The organism is Rhodococcus sp. KRD162 (genome assembly GCF_017168335.1).
Taxonomy (GTDB): domain Bacteria; phylum Actinomycetota; class Actinomycetes; order Mycobacteriales; family Mycobacteriaceae; genus Rhodococcoides.
On sequence record NZ_JABFAU010000013.1, the window covers coordinates 347,998 to 364,097 of the forward strand.

Here is a 16,100-nt window from a genome sequence, read left to right on the forward strand (position 1 = left end):
GCAGCGTCCAAGATCGGGCAGAAGACACGGGTGTACTCCTTCGCGCCGGACGACGGAATCCACTGGACGCGCGCCCGGCGACGGTTGGTAGAGCGCATCCGCCCATCTTGGACACCGATGTCCGAGATGGTGCTCAGAACTGTAGAGCGAAGTGGCGTGGATAACAATCCCCAATCGAAAAGAATCCAGAAGTGAACCGATCCCACGTTCCCTCGGATCGCTCCCGCCTCCCCTGAGAGGTCAGGCTACTGCGAAAGACCGCTTCGCCAAACCGAATCGAAAGCCAGAGATGGCAGCGGTCACCGGTGCCTCCGGGTTCTCGGCGGCACCGAGGGTGACGAACAGCGGCGTGAAGTGTTCGACAGTCGGGTGGGCGTACGGCATTCCCGGTGCGAGATTGCGGAAATCCGACAGACTCGCGACATCACCGCGGGACAGTGCGTCGGCGGCCCACAGATCGAAGTCCTCCGACCACGTCGGCACGGTGTTGGTGTCGAAGTTCTCCCGCGAGAGGAACCGCAGTCCATGAGTCATGAACCCCGAACCGATGACCAACACGCCCTCCGCGCGCAACTCTTTGAGCGCTGCACCAATGGCCATCAGCCGGTCGGGAGCATGCGTCGGCAGGCTCAACTGGAGTACGGGGACGTCGGCATACGGGTACATCACCTTCAGGGGAACCCAGGCTCCGTGATCGAGGCCGCGCTTGGCGTGTCGGTGCAGGCTCTCCGACGCCGGTAGTGCCGCGGCAACCCGCGTGGCCAGCGCCTCTGCGTCGGGCGTCCGGTATTCCATCGAGAAGTAGCGCTGGGCGAAACCGCCGAAGTCGTAGACCAGCGGGGTCGCGGCCGCCGATGCCGACAAGCTCAGCGGGGCCTGCTCCCAGTGCGCACTGACGATGAGGATCGCCGTGGGCTTGGGCATCGACTGCGACCACGTGAAGAGTTCGTTCATCCAGAGTGCGTCGTCGAAGACCGGTGGTGCGCCATGACTGATGTACAGCGCGGGCATCGGCCCATAACTCGGGGTCCACACCTGCTGCGATCGACTCGCGGGTGCGAGGTCGGCGAGAAACGCGTCGAACGCTGCGCCCGCTCTGGGCCGGTTGATCACGGATGTCATGGCGGGTCCTTCGAGCGCTTAAGTTGAATCTTCAACTTAGCACTCCAGTCAATTCATGACAACGCCACCTCGCAGGTAGACCTCGATCGCCGGTGACCTCAGCGTCCACTATTCGTGCCGAAAAGCCTTTTCCCGTTTGTAGGAGCGAATTGTGGACACTCACGTCAGTGCCATCAGGCCGTTTCGAGCAGGTACCCGAACACGAGGTATCCGCCGCCACGCTCCGCACCTTCGCGCGCAGCGGCCGACACCGTCAGCAGACGCACGAACCGCGTGCGCCGCGGAGTCGACTAGCCGGTGGCGAGCGCGAGGTCGCTGACCTGGGGCTCGAGCTGAACAGTCGAATACCCCTGAATCTCGAACTTGTTCTCGCCCTCAGGTGGCCCGAGGACGGCGCGAACGATCAGCGTCGCGGCGGCAGCGACGAGTGCGATCACGATGACCACCGCTGCGACGATCAGCAGGGTCCGTCGGCCACCGAACAGGTTCTTCGAGCTCATGGGTCCATCATGGACCACGCCGGGATGGACCGAGCCGTGCGGTGTGGACTTCGATCCAGGTACCGATCGAAGGACTCGTGACTAGAGTTGCCCTGATGCTCGCCCGGACCCCGACGAGTCGAACAGCAGCGAACGGGAGGATGCGTGGCCTACTACCGGCAGCTCGGATCGGTTCCGCCGAAGCGACACACCCAGCACCGAACTCCCGACGGCAACCTCTATTTCGAGGAGCTGATGGGCGAAGAGGGATTCTCTTCGGACTCGTCTCTGCTGTACCACCGCCAGATACCGTCGGCCATCGTCGATGCCACGGTCTGGGAACTCCCCGATCAATCGACAACGCCCAACCATCCGCTCGTGCCGCGGCACCTGAAGTTGCACGAGCTGTTTCCCGAATCCGCGGTGGCGGACACCGATGTCGTCACCGGCCGACGCCTCGTTCTCGGCAACGCCGACGTCAGACTGTCCTACGTGGTCGCAGCGAAAACCTCGCCGCTGTATCGCAATTCGATCGGCGACGAGTTGGTCTACATCGAATCCGGTTCTGCCACCGTCGAAACAGTGTTCGGCGCACTACAGGCACGGCAGGGTGACTACGTTCTCATTCCACGCGCCACGACGCACCGCTGGATTCCCGACACCGCCCTGCGTGCCTATGCCATCGAGGCCAACAGTCACATCACGCCACCGACGCGGTTTCTGTCCAAGTACGGCCAGTTGCTCGAGAACGCACCGTACTGCGAACGCGATCTGCACGGCCCCACCGAGCCTCTGCTCGGCGAGGGAACCGACGTGGAAGTGCTTGTCAAACATCGTGGTTCGACGGGCATCGTCGGAACCCGATACGTCTACCCGCAGCACCCGTTCGACGTGGTGGGGTGGGACGGCTGCCTATACCCGTACACGTTCAACATCTCCGACTACGAACCGATCACCGGCCGGGTGCATCAACCACCGCCCGCACACCAGGCGTTCGAAGGGGCCAATTTCGTGATCTGCAATTTCGTTCCGCGCAAGGTCGACTACCACCCGCTGGCAATTCCGGTGCCGTACTACCACTCCAACGTCGACTCCGACGAGATCATGTTCTACGTAGGCGGTGACTACGAGGCCCGCAAGGGTTCCGGGATCGGCCAGGGGTCGATTTCGGTGCATCCCGGTGGTCACGCTCACGGCCCGCAACCCGGTGCTTACGAACGCAGCATCGGTGCCGAGTTCTTCGATGAATTGGCTGTCATGGTCGATACGTTCCGACCGCTCGAACTCGGCGAAGGAGCGCTCGCGTGCGAGGACACCGGGTACGCGTGGACCTGGGCCGGCCGGGGGCCGACTCGATGATCCCGCCGTTCTACCATCGCCTGTTCGACGACGCCGCTGTCTTCCCTCCCGGCAATGCGCCACTCGATGTTGCTGCGGCACAACATCTCGAGTACCGGGCCAGCGCTTTCGCAGACCTCGTCGGCCCGTTGGTCGTTCCGATGAACCGGGTGAGCGAGCTCGTCCTCGGTACTCGAATGAACGTGGCGTTGACCGCACCTGCGGGCCCGGGCAGCGTGGCGGCAGGCCTGCGGGTCGCCGATCGGACCCCCGGGGTGACCGTTGTTGCCGTCGACGTGGCAGTGCCCGAAGGCACGAACATCGACGCCCTGCGCACCATCACTGCGGACATCGACATCTACGTCGAAATTCCCCGGGACTCCAGACGGGACGCGATCTTCGACGCCGTCGACGAGTTCGGGTATCGCGCCGCGTTCAGCACCGGCGGCGTCGCCGCAGACCTGTATCCGAGCGAACAGGAACTCGCCGCGTCCATCTACGAGGCGGCGCAGCGCGAGGTCCACTTCAAAGCCACCGCCGGCCTGAACCAGGCTGCCCGTAACACCGATCCGCACAACGGGTTCGAGCAACATGGCTTCCTCAACGTGGTGCTCGCGGCGCAGGCCGCACACAGCGGCGCTCGCGTCGGCGAGCTCGAGAAGATACTGGCGATCCGAGACGCCGATACCCTCGCCGAGCTCGTCGCCGGGATCGAGGGCCAGCGGGCATTGGCCTCCTTCGGTGCCTGCAGCATCCGCCGACCCCTGGACGATCTCGTCCGCCTCGGACTCGTCCCGCCCCTGTGACCTACAAGGAGCGCCGTTCGTGACGCACATCGACCTTCCCGCCGACTCGCAGTTCGGAATCGACAACCTCCCGTACGGCATCTTCAGCACGCCGGGAACGGCTCCTCGCGTCGGAGTCCGCTACGGCGAGACCGTGATCGATCTTTCCGTAGCGCTGGGCGATCCAGAATTTTCTTCTCCGAGCCTCAATACGTTCATGGCCCGAGGACGAAGCCGCTGGGTCGAGGTCCGCGAATCGATCACCGACATGCTCATCGGTGGCCAGACCCCCGCGGAAGCAATCGTGTCCGTCTCCGACGTCACGATGCACCTGCCGTTCGAGGTGGCCGACTACGTGGACTTCTACGCCTCCGAGCACCACGCGTCCAATATTGGCCGACTCTTCCGGCCCGATGCCGAACCGCTTCTACCGAATTGGAAGCACCTGCCCGTCGCGTATCACGGACGGGCAGGCACGGTTGTCGTCTCCGGCACCGACATTACCCGGCCTCACGGTCAACGTAAGGCTCCCGACGAGCCGTCGCCCACGTTCGGGCCGAGTCGACGACTGGACATCGAAGCCGAGATGGGCTTCGTCGTCGGTGTTCCGTCTGATGGTCCGATTTCGCCGGATCAGTTCTCCGAGCACGTGTTCGGTGCCGTCATCGTCAACGACTGGTCGGCTCGCGACATCCAGGCCTGGGAGTACGTGCCACTCGGGCCGAACCTCGGTAAGAGTTTCGCGACGTCCATCTCGCCCTGGGTGGTGCCTTTGCTGGCGTTGGAGCACGCGCGGGTGTCGACGCCGGTGCAAGACCCCGAGCCGCTCGAGTACCTGCGCGAGTCTCGTTCCTGGGCACTCGATATCGACCTGACAGTGTCTTGGAACGGTCATGTCGTATCCCGTCCGCCCTACCGTGCGATGTACTGGTCGCCCGCCCAGATGCTGGCCCACGAGACCGTCAACGGCGCGTCATCGCGAACGGGTGATCTGTTCGCCTCGGGGACCATCTCGGGACCCGCCAAGGATCAGCGCGGCGCGTTCATCGAATTGACCTGGGGCGGATCGGAACCCGTGCGGCTCGGCGCGCAGACCCGAACTTTCCTCGAGGACGGCGACGATGTGGTCATCGCCGCGAGTGCGCCGGGACCTCATGGCTCTCGCATCGGCTTCGGCGAGGTGCGCGGCCGAATCGAGCAGGCCCGAGAAAGCTACTCGCGCGTTCGTCGATAGGCCGGTGCCTTGGGCGTTCCTTCGGACTCGGCGGTATCGAGCAACGGCATCGCTCGAAACTCGACCAATTCCGAGAGCACCACCACACTGGTCGATCGTGCGACCGTATGAGATTGGTTGAGGACGATCAGCGTTCGCTGAAGATCGTCATGAGAAGCCGCGGCGACCCGACACAGCACATCTCCGGCCCCGGTCGTCGCGAACGCCTCCAGCACCCCGGGTATCTGCTCCAGGACGGCAACGACGTCACCGAGCGCTCCCTGGGCAATTTCCAATGTGACGAACGCCTGGACCCCGTAACCGGCTGCAGCCAAACCGATTCGAGGACGGTAGCCCCTGATGACCCCGCTGCCCTCCAGTCGTTGTAGCCGAGCAGTCACCGTCGCACGCGCAACACCCAGCGTTCGCGACAGCTCGAGCACCCCGATTCTCGAATTCTCGTGCAGCGCGGCGAGCATCGCTCGGTCCAATTGGTCGAGAGTGAATTCCATCGTGCCCCTCTCATTTTCTCTACCGATCGTAGAGCAAAACCCGTCAGTACCTGCGCGATCTGTACACCCGGGCTAGTAGATACGGCGTCAATTGACAGCCCGTCGCCTCGATGTTGGGCTCAGCGGACCAGTTCGCCCACACCCGGATCCCCGCAGGAGACCTCATGAGCGGAGACAACATCCTCCACGACGCCGAGCGTTCGGCCGATCTCGACGCCGAGCAATTGCGTCAGCTCGTCGGTCTCATCGAATACGACGACACGCGCGACCCGTTTCCAGTCAGCGGTTGGGACGCCATCGTCTGGGCGGTCGGCAACGCGACACAGACCACGCACTTCTTCCAGTCCGCATTCGGTATGGAACTCGTTGCCTACTCGGGCCCGACGACCGGCCAACGCGACCACCACTCATACGTACTCGAATCGGGCGCAGTGCGTTTCGTCATCAAGGGAGCCGTGGACCCCGACAGTGATCTGGTGGCCCACCACACGCGCCACGGCGACGGCGTCATCGACATATCGCTCGCCGTCCCCGACGTGGACCGATGCATCGAACATGCGCGGACGCAAGGCGCGCGCGTTCTGCGCGAACCCACCGACAGTACCGACGAGCACGGCACGGTACGGACGGCGACCATCGCCACCTACGGCGACACCCGCCACACTCTGGTCGACCGATCCGGATACACCGGCGCGTACCTGCCCGGCTACGTGCCGCGGACCTCGACCCTGCGACGGCAGGAAGGCGCTCCCAAGCGCATCTTCCAGGCCCTCGATCACGTGGTCGGCAACGTCGAGCTGGGCAAGATGGACGAGTGGGTGGACTTTTATCACCGCGTCATGGGATTTACGAACATGGCCGAGTTCGTCGGGGCCGATATCGCCACCGATTACTCGGCGTTGATGAGCAAGGTCGTCTCCAACGGCAACCACCGGGTGAAGTTTCCACTGAACGAACCGGCCGTCGCCAAGAAGCGCTCGCAGATCGACGAGTACCTCGACTTCTACCGCGGGCCGGGCGCACAGCATCTGGCGCTGGCCACCAACGACATCGTGTCCTCGGTCGATGCCCTGCGCGCAGCGGGCGTCGAATTTCTGGCCACCCCCGACTCGTATTACGAGGCCCCGGAACTGCGGGCCCGCATCGGCAACGTTCGGGTTCCGATCGACGAGCTGCAGAAGCGTGGAATTCTCGTCGACCGGGACGAGGACGGTTATCTACTGCAGATCTTCACCAAGCCTCTGGTCGATCGCCCGACGGTGTTCTTCGAGCTGATCGAACGGCACGGCTCGCTCGGCTTCGGCATCGGCAACTTCAAGGCACTGTTCGAGGCCATCGAGCGCGAGCAGGACGCGCGCGGCAACTTCTGACCGGGCTACCGAACAAGACCACCTCGGTCCTCGTCGAAGATCAGCCACGTGCGCGTCGCCCGGACTCCGTCGATCGACTGCAAGCCCTCCAGCACCACTAGCCGCAAACTCTCGTTGTCGGGGGTCCGAATGAGCACCAGCACGTCGAAATCGCCGCCCAGCAAACTGAAATGGTCGACGAATTCCATCGCTCGCAGACCCTCGGAGACGGTCCGCCAGGAATCCTGGCGGATGGACAACGCGATGAAAGCCGAGGTACCGAGTCCGGATGCCGCATGGTCGACCTGCACGGTGAATCGCTCGATCACACCAGCATCCTTCAGTCGATCGACCCGCGTATAGGTATGGGCACGTGAGAGATTCAGCCGCTCCGCCAGCACCCGCATCGATACCCGACCGTCCGCGGTGAGCTCGGCGAGGATACGGCGATCCGTGTCGTCCAAGTGCACCCGTCGCGAGGGGTCGTCCATTCGTCCGCTCCAACCCGGTAGTTACCTGCATCGATCGGACAAATTCCGCTACGACACGGAGATCGACAGCCATATGTCTGCAATTCTACGACCAACGGACCACTTCCTCACCGAATCGGCCAGAATCGCCGTACAAGCCGAACTCAGGAGAGTGCCCCCATGACGACCGTCGAGAAGGTCCCGGCAACGTCCTACCGACAATTCATGCCTGCCGAGAGTCCCGTGCAATATCTCGCACCCGACGGGACCGGCGTCGACAGCGCCGCCCGCTACGCGCACCCGTCGAACGATCGCCTGCTCGAGATGTACCGATCGATGGTCCACGGCCGCCGATTCGACCAACAGGCAACGGCATTGACCAAACAGGGTCGGCTCGCCGTCTACCCGTCCTCACGCGGCCAGGAGGCCTGCCAGATCGCCGCAGCGCTGTGCTTGGGCGAACAGGACTGGATGTTCCCCACGTACCGCGACTCGATGGCGCTGTCCGCGCGAGGCGTCGACCAGGTGGAGTTGCTCGGCATGCTCGCCGGCTACTGGCACTGTGGGTACGACCCGACCGCCTACAAGGTGGCACCCCAATGCACTCCTCTGGCAACACAATTGCTGCACGCAACGGGATTCGCGTACGCCGAGGCCAAGCAGGGTCGAGACACCATCGCGCTCGCATTCTGCGGAGACGGAGCCACCAGTGAGGGCGACTTCCACGAGGCCCTGAACTTCGCCGCAGTGTTCCGCGCACCGGTCATCTTCCTGGTCCAGAACAACGGCTTCGCGATCAGCGTGCCCCTGACTCGTCAGAGCGCTGCACCATCGCTGTCGCACAAGGGGGTCGGCTACGGCATCGGGAGCGAGCAGGTCGACGGCAACGACCCGATCGCAATGATGGCCGTGATGGACGAGGCAGTGAAATACGTCCGCGCAGGCAAGGGACCGGTGGTCGTCGAGGCACACACCTACCGCATCGACGCCCACACCAACGCAGACGACGCCACTCGCTACCGCAAAGCCGACGAGGTCCAGGGCTGGCTGGCCCGCGATCCCCTCTCCCGCCTCGATACCTATCTCGAAGCCCAGGGAGTGCTCACCGACGAACTCCGCGAGCAGATGATCGCCTCCGCCGACGCCGATGCTGCGACGCTGCGCACCGGAATGAACGTCGAGCAGGACGTCGACCATGAAGATCTGTTCCGGTTCGTCTACTCCTCCCCCACACCCGGCCTGATCGAACAACGCAATCAGGTCGCCGCCGAGATCGCTGCAGGAGAACTGTCATGACCACGATGACCATGGCCGGAGCACTCAACGCCGCCCTGCGCGACGCGTTGACCGAGGACGAGAAGGTAGTCGTGTTCGGCGAGGACGTCGGCACGCTCGGCGGCGTCTTCCGTGTCACCGACGGCCTCACTCGCGATTTCGGCGACGATCGCTGCTTCGACACCCCGCTCGCCGAGTCGGGCATCATCGGATTCGCGATCGGGATGGCGATGTCGGGCTACAAGCCCGTGGTCGAGATGCAGTTCGACGCCTTCGCCTACCCGGCTTTCGAGCAGATCGTGTCGCATGTGGCCAAGCTGCGCAACAGAACTCGCGGATCGCTCACCGCACCGATGGTCATTCGTATTCCGTTCGCCGGCGGCATCGGCGGCGTCGAGCACCACTGCGATTCCTCCGAGGCCTACTACGCCCACACTCCGGGGCTGAAGATCGTCTCCCCGGCCACCGTCGCCGACGCGTACTCGATGATGCGCGACGCGATCGCGGATCCGGACCCGGTGATCTTCCTCGAACCGAAGCGGCTGTACTTCTCCAAGGAAGACATCGAGCTGACCAAGACCGAGCCGATCGGCACCGCCGTCGTGCGCCGAACCGGTTCCGAGGTCACGCTTCTCGCCTACGGACCCACCGTGTCGGTGGCCATGCAGGCCGCAGAATTCGCGGCCGAGGACGGCCGCAGCGTCGAGGTGATCGATCTGCGATCGCTGAACCCGTTCGACGACGAGACCGTCGCGGCCTCGGTCCGTAAGACGGGGCGCTGCATCGTGGTCCAAGAGGCGCAGGGCTTCGCCGGCGTCGCCGCCGAGATCGCATCACGCGTGTCCGAACGTTGCTTCCACCACCTGCACGCCCCGGTACTGCGGGTGACCGGACTCGACATCCCCTACCCCGCACCGAAACTCGAGCACTTCCACCTGCCCTCCGCCGACCGGATTCTCGACGCGATGGACCGACTGCAGTGGAACGACGCACCCGATCTGAGCAAGGCGGTCACGGCGTGAGCATGCAGGTATTCATGCTCCCTGACCTCGGTGAAGGACTGACCGAGGCCGAGATCGTGGAGTGGAAGGTCGAGCCCGGCGACACCGTCACCATCGATCAGGTCGTCGTCGAAGTCGAGACCGCGAAAGCGTCCGTCGAGGTGCCCTGCCCATTCGAGGGCGTAGTCGGCGAACTGCACGCCGCCGAGGGCACGTCACTGGCCGTGGGTGCGCCGCTGATCAGCATCACCGGCGGTGCCCTCGCCGACGTTCCCGCTGCCCACGAGCAATACCGCGAGGAAGAACGCGCCGGCTCCGGGAACGTGCTCATCGGCTACGGCACCGGACACGGTCCCACCGGACGCCGGAAGCGGAGTGCGGCTCCGCCGCAGTGGAGTGAAAAAGCGCCCCAGGGGGCACTTAACCGCACCACTGCGCAGCAGGTCTCAGCGCCGAAGGTGCTCTCCCCCATCGTTCGAAACATGGCGTTGCAGGGTGGGCTCGATCTGGGCAGTATCGCTACCGCGGGAAGTCACGGAGTCATCACTCGCGCGGATGTGGAGCGGGCACTCGCCAACGGCGTTCCCACGACCGATGGCGTTACCCGAATCCCGATCACCGGTGTTCGTAAGGCGATCGCAGACAAGCTTTCTCGCAGTCGCTCGGAGATCCCCGAGGCGACCGTCTGGGTGGACGTCGACGCGACGGCTCTGCTGCAGGCCCGACGCGATCTCGATGCCTCCATCGAGGGAGTCAAGGTGACGCTGTTGGCGGTGCTGGCAAAGCTCACCATGATCGCGTTGGCGAAGTTCCCGGAGCTCAACAGCACGGTCGACACCGCAGCCGGCGAGATCCTGCGCTACGAGAACGTCGGACTCGGCATTGCAGCGCAGACCGATCGCGGACTGATGGTTCCCGTTGTCCCGCAAGCCGACAAGGCTGATCTGAAGGAACTCGCCGAGCGGCTGGGCGAGTTGACCGAACTCGCCCGAACCGGCTCCCTGCCCGCAGCCAGGCTGAGCGGCGGAACGTTCACCCTCAACAACTACGGCGTGTTCGGGGTCGACGGCTCGGCCGCGATCATCAACCATCCCGAGGCCGCGATCCTGGGCATCGGACGCATCATCGACCGCCCGTGGGTGGTCGACGGCGAAGTGGCCGTGCGCAAGGTGGCGCAGTTGTCCTTGGCCTTCGATCACCGCGTCTGCGACGGCGGAGTGGCAGGCGGTTTCCTCCGCACTGTCGCGGACTTCGTCGAGAACCCGGTCGTGGCATTGGGATCCGTCCGATGAGTGATGTCGACGTCCTCGTCCTCGGCGGCGGATCAGGTGGCTACTCGTGTGCACTGCGTGCCGAACAGCTCGGCCTGTCCGTCGCCCTGATCGAGGAGGACAAGCTCGGCGGAACGTGCCTGCATCGCGGATGTATCCCCACCAAGGCGCTGCTGCACACCGCCGAGGTTGCCGACGCGGTGCGCGGTGCGGCGCATGTCGGCGTCACCGCTTCGTTGACCGGTGTGGATATGCCCGCGGTGCTCGACTATAAAGGCAGCGTGGTCGCCGGCCTCTACTCTGGACTGCAAGGGCTGTTGAAGCGGCCTGGCATCGAGATCGTTTCCGGCAGTGGTCAGGTCGTCGGCCCTCGCACCGTCGAGGTCGACGGTCGACGCATCACCGGTGGCTCGCTGGTTCTCGCCACCGGGTCGTATTCACGCACCATCGCGGGTATCGAACTGGGACCCCGTGTGCTCACCAGTGACAGCGCACTGTCGCTGGACCGAGTTCCGGAGTCGGTCGTCGTGCTGGGCGGCGGGGTCATCGGCATCGAATTCGCCAGTATCTGGTCCTCTTTCGGCGCCGAGGTCACGGTGGTCGAGGCCCTCGATCGCATCGTGCCGGGTGAGGACGAATGGTCTTCGAAGCAGCTCACCAAGGCACTACGCAAGCGCGGCATCGACATTCGTACCGGCACCAAGGTCGAGACCGTCACCGAATCTGCCGAGGACGTCTCGGTGGCACTGTCATCCGGCGACACCCTCTCAGCCGATGTCGTGCTGGTAGCCGTCGGTCGTGGACCTCGCACCGACGGTCTCGGTCTGGCCGAGCAGGGCATCGCCACCGAACGGGGCTTCATCACCGTGGACGACAATCTGCTCACCACCGCCGACGGCGTCTATGCCGTCGGCGATATCGTGGCCGGATATCAGTTGGCTCATCGCGGTTTCCAGCACGGCATGTTCGTCGCCGAGCACATCGCCGGACTCGCGCCCGTGCGCATCGACGGCGATCTCGTTCCGCGCGTGACCTATTCGCACCCCGAGGTGGCCTCGGTGGGACTCACCGAGAAGGCCGCAGAGGAGAAGTTCGGCAGGGTGACGTCGGTGGTCTACGACCTCGGCGGCAACGGCAAGAGCCGCATTCTGGCCACCGCGGGTGGTGTCAAAGTGATTCGTGCACGCGACGACGGTCCTGTCGTCGGGGTTCACCTCGTCGGCGACCGCGTGGGCGAATTGATCGGCGAAGCCCAACTCGCGGTGGCCTGGGAAGCTCTACCGTCCGAGGTCGCCGGCTTCGTGCACGCCCACCCCACCCAGAACGAGGCACTCGGTGAAGCAATGATGGCGCTGTCGGGACGACCCTTGCACGCCCACAGCTGAAAGCTGCTCGAACACAGCGGAAAGCTGCCCGAACATGTTTCGTCGCCGCCGATCAGGGAGGCGGACGGTTGGGGCTCCTACTGTGCACGATCAATGTGTGTGCGGCATCGCAAACTTCGGCTGGATCGACAGTGAAGTAGTACATCCACTGTCTCAACGGTGACGTGGTGTCCTCGGTGTCGAGCGGACGTGCCACCAGCGCACAGTAGAACCGCTGGCCGATGACAGCGATGGCACCGATTCGCTCGGACGGTTGAACCAGTTCAGCGTGACGCACCCCGTCGGTGGCAGTGAACAGTTCGCGAGGCGCGTCCAGTGCTTTGACGTACGGATGTTTGCCCGCGAGCTGCTGCAACGTTCGCGCCATCTCGGCTGGGCACAAGTGGGGGTCTCGGAATGCGATGACGATCGTCAGGGTTTCGGTGGTGGTCAGCGCGAAGTCGAGCAGGTGCTCGGACAGTTCCGCGAGCAGCGAGATCGACGTCGCGTCGGTAGCGCGTTCGTCGAGAATATCGGCCAGCGATGTCTGTACGGGCGGGCGCGGTTGCACGGGAAAGAACGCCGTCGGGGAGGCATCGAGCGGGGCGGGCCGACCGAGGTGAAACCCCTGTCCGTACGCGGCACCCCATGCGATCGCTTTGTCTTTCTGCCTTTCGGTTTCGATACCCTCGGCGATGAGCGCGACGTCGAACCGGCTCGCGTACGCGAGCACGGCGAGCAGGGTTGTGAGTCTGTCGCCGGATAGATCGTCGTCGAGCAACGATCTGTCGAGTTTGATCACCTCGGGCGAGAGTAGGGGCAGCACCACCATCGAATCGGGGTCGGCACCGACGTCGTCGAGAGCGATGATGATGCCGCTGCGTCGCAGTTGATCGGCCGATCGCAGCAATCGTGCGGGGTCGGTGAGCAATGAGCGTTCGGCAAATTCTGCGACAGGCCGAATGCGGGGGCCACCTGCGCGAAGCAGTTCGCCGAGGCGTCGGGTCGAAGTCGACGAGTGCTCGGACGACATTGCTTCGGCCTCGACGTTGACGAACAACGTCCGCGGCGGCTGGTCGGAGGGAGAGACCTGCGTCGCCGCTGTCGTCGCCGCCGCTATGCACGCGCGATCGAGTTCCTCGGCCACACCCAGGTCACGAGCGATCTCGAAGATCCGCTCGGGCGAGGTATCCGGAAAAGCAGGCCACCTGGTGAGAGCCTCGTGTGCAACGACCAGCCCGGACCTCAGGTCGACGATGGGTTGAAAAACTGAGGTCAGCGAGCTGAAACGCTCATCGAAGCCGCTGTCGCCACTCAACTGTCACCCCACGTTCTCCTCTCCGAGGCTGCACACGCGCCGAGGCTTCCCGTCATACGCGGACTGTGCCACAGCAGATCCGCCTGCGCATGCATAGTTCCGATACAGCCCGGCCGCCGGAGGGCACGGATCACGCCCTGCCCCACTGTTGGTCGAGCCCCTGATCGGCCTCGTTCGTTCCCCGGCGCGGCCGTCGCTGCCGGGCGGCCGCAGAATTCGGCAGCGATCAGTAACGTGAAGCTGTCCGGTGTCACCACCGACTGCAGGAAGCGCGCGGCGCGTCCGTCGCCGACAATCCAAAAGATTTGGAGTGCACAGCAATGGCAGAGCACACGGTGTTCGACCCATCCCGGCATGATCAGGACTCGATCGTCCGTGGATTGTTCGACGACCCCACCATTGATGTGCTCGACACGACTGCAGACCAGCTGCTCTCGCTTCGGCAACTACTTCCCACCGCCGCAGACGCCGGCGAGGAACCACCGCGCTGGGTGTACTACCCCTGGCACCGGACCCTGGTACGCGTCCTCGGCCCACGGGGTTTCGATCGGCTGCGACTGGACCGCAACCGAAACAAGATCGCCATCGAAGAGCAGGCTCGACTCAGGGGGCTGCGCATCGGAATTGTCGGGCTGAGCGTCGGTCACGCAGTCGCGCACACCCTCGCACTGGAAGGACTGTGCGGCGAATTGCGTCTGGCCGACTTCGACGAGCTCGATCTGTCGAACCTCAACCGCGTCCCGGCCTCGGTACTCGACCTGGGTGTGAACAAGGCAGTCGTGGCGGCCAGACGGATCGCCGAACTCGACCCCTATCTGAATGTGCAGGTCTTCGCCGACGGAGTGCGAGCGGACACACTCGACAGCTTCCTGGACGGGCTCGATCTCGTCGTGGAGGAATGCGACTCCATCGATACCAAACTGCTGGTCCGCCACCATGCTCGCGCTCGGGGAATCCCGGTGGTGATGGAAACCAGCGATGGAGGCGTCCTCGATGTCGAACGCTTCGATCTCGAGCCCGACCGGCCGGTATTTCACGGACTGCTCGGAGAACTGGACACGGCAGATGTCGCCGGAATGAGCATCGAGCAGAAGAGCACGATTGCCGCCACGCTGCTCGACCCGAGCAAACTGACCGCGCGAATGACGGCATCGTTGCCGGAAATCGGTCGCACGATTTCTACCTGGCCGCAGCTCGGCGGAGACGTCGCGCTCGGCGGGGCGGCCGTCACGGCGGCCGTGCGGACCTTCGGCCGAGGTGAACCACTGCCATCCGGTCGACGACGAATCGATCTGGACGGGTTGGTGAGCACTGGACTCGACCCGGTGGCAGGCCATGCAGAGGGATGAGCGGGCGCACACCGACCGACAGGCACCGACAGCTACTGTGTGAGGGGGTTCGCCCGACCCTGATTCGAGGAATCAACCGATGAACGTGCTCGACCAGTCGACTCGTCGGCGTGCGAACTACCGACCCACACGGCTCGATACCCGCACCGCCGCGGTCATCGCCAGTGCCACGGGCGCTGCGCCACTGTTGGCCATTGCCGTGCTGTCTCCGACGTTTCTGCGGCCGAACGCTCTTCCGATCCTCGCCGCGGTGCTGACGTTCACCGCAATCACCGTGGTCTTCGCCGCCAAGGTGGGGCGGTTGAGTGAACGGCAATTCGCAGTCCTGGGATTCGGCGGCATGGCCGGAGTCGCCGTCAGCGCCTACTTGATCGCTGATCCGGCCGGCACGCGCGCAGTCACCTCGATGCTGGCCATCGTTCCGGCCATCGCAGCATCGAGCTCGCCGCCACGGGTGACCGCCGGCCTGTCGGCGATCTCGGTCGCGATGGCCACGATTCTGTCGGTGGTCAGTGTCGGCTCCTCCGGGTGGGCGGTCACCGCCGTTGCCATCGGTGCGGCCACGACGACGGTGCTGGTGCCGGTCGCACTCATCGGCGGCTTGCGTCGAACCCTGTCGTCGGTCAACGAAAAACTGCAACAGCTGGCCGACACGGACCCGTTGACCGGTCTGGTCAACCGCCGCGGTTTGCTCTCCCACGCCCAGACCCTGCTGCACGAGTCCTTCGTGCGAAGAGAACCGTTGACTGCATTGGTGGTCGATGTCGACTACTTCAAGGCCGTCAACGACACTGCCGGTCATACCGCGGGCGACCGAACGCTCGCGGCGGTGGCCGACACCCTCGCGTGCGCTGTCCACGCGGTGGTGAGCGTATCCGACGCGGTCGTCGCTCGAACCGGTGGCGAAGAGTTCTTGATCCTCGCCACCCACCGGGAGGATCAGGAGCTTTCCCGGCAGATCCTCGACCGGGTCCGGTCCGATTGCACGGTCACCGTGAGCATCGGAACGGTGACCGTGGACGTGCAGGCTGCAGTGTCCGGCAACAGCGCGCTACCCACCGCAGGCGTCGCGTCGACCGAATCCGGTGGTCTCGACGAGGTGCTCGACGCCGTCGTCCGCGCAGCCGATGCCGCGCTGTACCGAGCCAAGACCGATGGTCGAGACCGCGCCTGCCACGCGGGCACTCTGACGATCAGATGGCAGGGCACCGCGCAGGGCGGACCGGCGGAGAACCGTCAGCTGCAGTAATCGCG

The 16,100-nt window shown here is 64.6% G+C and carries 15 protein-coding genes; 10 read left to right on the plus strand and 5 right to left on the minus strand.

Annotation, left to right across the window (positions count from 1 at the left end; all coding sequences use genetic code 11):
- Window positions 1–240 precede the first annotated feature (240 nt).
- Both J1M87_RS18755 and J1M87_RS18760 read right to left on the minus strand, forming a co-directional pair.
- A complete protein-coding gene (locus J1M87_RS18755) occupies window positions 241–1,122 on the minus strand; it encodes a dioxygenase (RefSeq protein WP_206491072.1) in 882 nt (293 codons plus the stop codon).
- 290 nt (window positions 1,123–1,412) lie between these two features.
- On the minus strand, window positions 1,413–1,622 hold the full coding sequence (locus J1M87_RS18760; RefSeq protein ID WP_206491073.1) for a hypothetical protein: 210 nt from the start codon (window positions 1,620–1,622) through the stop codon (window positions 1,413–1,415).
- Window positions 1,623–1,766: 144 nt separating this feature from the next.
- Here J1M87_RS18760 and J1M87_RS18765 point away from each other — a divergent pair, with 144 nt between their 5' ends.
- Genes J1M87_RS18765 through fahA form a run of 3 tightly spaced genes read left to right on the plus strand, consistent with a single transcriptional unit; the run spans window position 1,767 to window position 4,958 of the window.
- Window positions 1,767–2,960: a homogentisate 1,2-dioxygenase gene (locus J1M87_RS18765; protein ID WP_206491074.1), complete on the plus strand. Its 1,194-nt coding sequence runs from the start codon at window positions 1,767–1,769 to the stop codon at window positions 2,958–2,960.
- Window positions 2,906–3,745: a hypothetical protein gene (locus J1M87_RS18770; RefSeq protein WP_307830860.1), complete on the plus strand. Its 840-nt coding sequence runs from the start codon at window positions 2,906–2,908 to the stop codon at window positions 3,743–3,745. The genes J1M87_RS18765 and J1M87_RS18770 overlap by 55 nt, the downstream gene beginning before the upstream one ends.
- A 19-nt stretch (window positions 3,746–3,764) precedes the next feature.
- On the plus strand, window positions 3,765–4,958 hold the full coding sequence (gene fahA, locus J1M87_RS18775) for a fumarylacetoacetase (protein ID WP_206491075.1): 1,194 nt from the start codon (window positions 3,765–3,767) through the stop codon (window positions 4,956–4,958).
- Here the strand turns inward: fahA and J1M87_RS18780 are convergent.
- Window positions 4,937–5,449, minus strand: a complete 513-nt coding sequence (locus J1M87_RS18780) for an Lrp/AsnC family transcriptional regulator (RefSeq protein WP_206491076.1) — start codon at window positions 5,447–5,449, stop codon at window positions 4,937–4,939. The two genes, fahA and J1M87_RS18780, sit on opposite strands and share 22 nt — an antisense overlap.
- Window positions 5,450–5,613: 164 nt before the next feature.
- Between J1M87_RS18780 and hppD the strand changes: the two genes are divergently transcribed.
- On the plus strand, window positions 5,614–6,819 hold the full coding sequence (gene hppD, locus J1M87_RS18785) for a 4-hydroxyphenylpyruvate dioxygenase (protein WP_206491078.1): 1,206 nt from the start codon (window positions 5,614–5,616) through the stop codon (window positions 6,817–6,819).
- A 5-nt stretch (window positions 6,820–6,824) separates the two neighbouring features.
- Here hppD and J1M87_RS18790 read toward each other — a convergent pair whose 3' ends face one another.
- A complete protein-coding gene (locus tag J1M87_RS18790) occupies window positions 6,825–7,289 on the minus strand; it encodes an Lrp/AsnC family transcriptional regulator (RefSeq protein ID WP_206491080.1) in 465 nt (154 codons plus the stop codon).
- A gap of 159 nt (window positions 7,290–7,448) precedes the next feature.
- Between J1M87_RS18790 and J1M87_RS18795 the strand changes: the two genes are divergently transcribed.
- Genes J1M87_RS18795 through lpdA form a run of 4 tightly spaced genes read left to right on the plus strand, consistent with a single transcriptional unit; the run spans window position 7,449 to window position 12,200 of the window.
- On the plus strand, window positions 7,449–8,564 hold the full coding sequence (locus J1M87_RS18795) for a thiamine pyrophosphate-dependent dehydrogenase E1 component subunit alpha (protein WP_206491082.1): 1,116 nt from the start codon (window positions 7,449–7,451) through the stop codon (window positions 8,562–8,564).
- Window positions 8,561–9,565, plus strand: a complete 1,005-nt coding sequence (locus J1M87_RS18800; RefSeq protein ID WP_206491084.1) for an alpha-ketoacid dehydrogenase subunit beta — start codon at window positions 8,561–8,563, stop codon at window positions 9,563–9,565. Before J1M87_RS18795 ends, J1M87_RS18800 begins: the two co-directional genes overlap by 4 nt.
- Window positions 9,562–10,836, plus strand: coding sequence for a dihydrolipoamide acetyltransferase family protein (locus tag J1M87_RS18805; protein ID WP_206491085.1), 1,275 nt, complete (start codon window positions 9,562–9,564; stop codon window positions 10,834–10,836). Before J1M87_RS18800 ends, J1M87_RS18805 begins: the two co-directional genes overlap by 4 nt.
- Entirely contained in the window at window positions 10,833–12,200 is a 1,368-nt protein-coding gene (gene lpdA / locus J1M87_RS18810) for a dihydrolipoyl dehydrogenase (RefSeq protein WP_206491087.1), read from the plus strand. The genes J1M87_RS18805 and lpdA overlap by 4 nt, the downstream gene beginning before the upstream one ends.
- A gap of 52 nt (window positions 12,201–12,252) precedes the next feature.
- On the opposite strand, the gene J1M87_RS18815 is transcribed toward lpdA, so the two are convergent.
- Window positions 12,253–13,497, minus strand: a complete 1,245-nt coding sequence (locus J1M87_RS18815) for an EAL domain-containing protein (protein ID WP_206491088.1) — start codon at window positions 13,495–13,497, stop codon at window positions 12,253–12,255.
- Window positions 13,498–13,817: 320 nt separating this feature from the next.
- Between J1M87_RS18815 and J1M87_RS18820 the strand changes: the two genes are divergently transcribed.
- Both J1M87_RS18820 and J1M87_RS18825 read left to right on the plus strand, forming a co-directional pair.
- Window positions 13,818–14,846 carry an Rv1355c family protein gene (locus J1M87_RS18820; RefSeq protein WP_206491089.1) on the plus strand — a complete coding sequence of 343 codons (1,029 nt, stop codon included), beginning with the start codon at window positions 13,818–13,820 and terminating at the stop codon, window positions 14,844–14,846.
- Window positions 14,847–14,925: 79 nt separating this feature from the next.
- The gene (locus tag J1M87_RS18825; RefSeq protein WP_206491090.1) at window positions 14,926–16,095 is read left to right on the plus strand and encodes a diguanylate cyclase; all 1,170 of its coding nucleotides are present in this window, start codon (window positions 14,926–14,928) and stop codon (window positions 16,093–16,095) included.
- The last annotated feature ends 5 nt before the right edge of the window (window positions 16,096–16,100 follow it).

Excerpts from the sequence above, each read along its gene's own strand:
- J1M87_RS18755 (WP_206491072.1), bottom strand. The coding sequence starts at position 1,122 with ATGACATCCGTGATCAACCGGCCCAGAGCGGGCGCAGCGTTCGACGCG.
- J1M87_RS18760 (WP_206491073.1), bottom strand. The coding sequence starts at position 1,622 with ATGAGCTCGAAGAACCTGTTCGGTGGCCGACGGACCCTGCTGATCGTC.
- J1M87_RS18780 (WP_206491076.1), bottom strand. The coding sequence starts at position 5,449 with ATGGAATTCACTCTCGACCAATTGGACCGAGCGATGCTCGCCGCGCTG.
- hppD (WP_206491078.1), top strand. The coding sequence starts at position 5,614 with ATGAGCGGAGACAACATCCTCCACGACGCCGAGCGTTCGGCCGATCTC.
- J1M87_RS18790 (WP_206491080.1), bottom strand. The coding sequence starts at position 7,289 with ATGGACGACCCCTCGCGACGGGTGCACTTGGACGACACGGATCGCCGT.
- J1M87_RS18795 (WP_206491082.1), top strand. The coding sequence starts at position 7,449 with ATGACGACCGTCGAGAAGGTCCCGGCAACGTCCTACCGACAATTCATG.
- J1M87_RS18800 (WP_206491084.1), top strand. The coding sequence starts at position 8,561 with ATGACCACGATGACCATGGCCGGAGCACTCAACGCCGCCCTGCGCGAC.
- lpdA (WP_206491087.1), top strand. The coding sequence starts at position 10,833 with ATGAGTGATGTCGACGTCCTCGTCCTCGGCGGCGGATCAGGTGGCTAC.
- J1M87_RS18820 (WP_206491089.1), top strand. The coding sequence starts at position 13,818 with ATGGCAGAGCACACGGTGTTCGACCCATCCCGGCATGATCAGGACTCG.
- J1M87_RS18825 (WP_206491090.1), top strand. The coding sequence starts at position 14,926 with ATGAACGTGCTCGACCAGTCGACTCGTCGGCGTGCGAACTACCGACCC.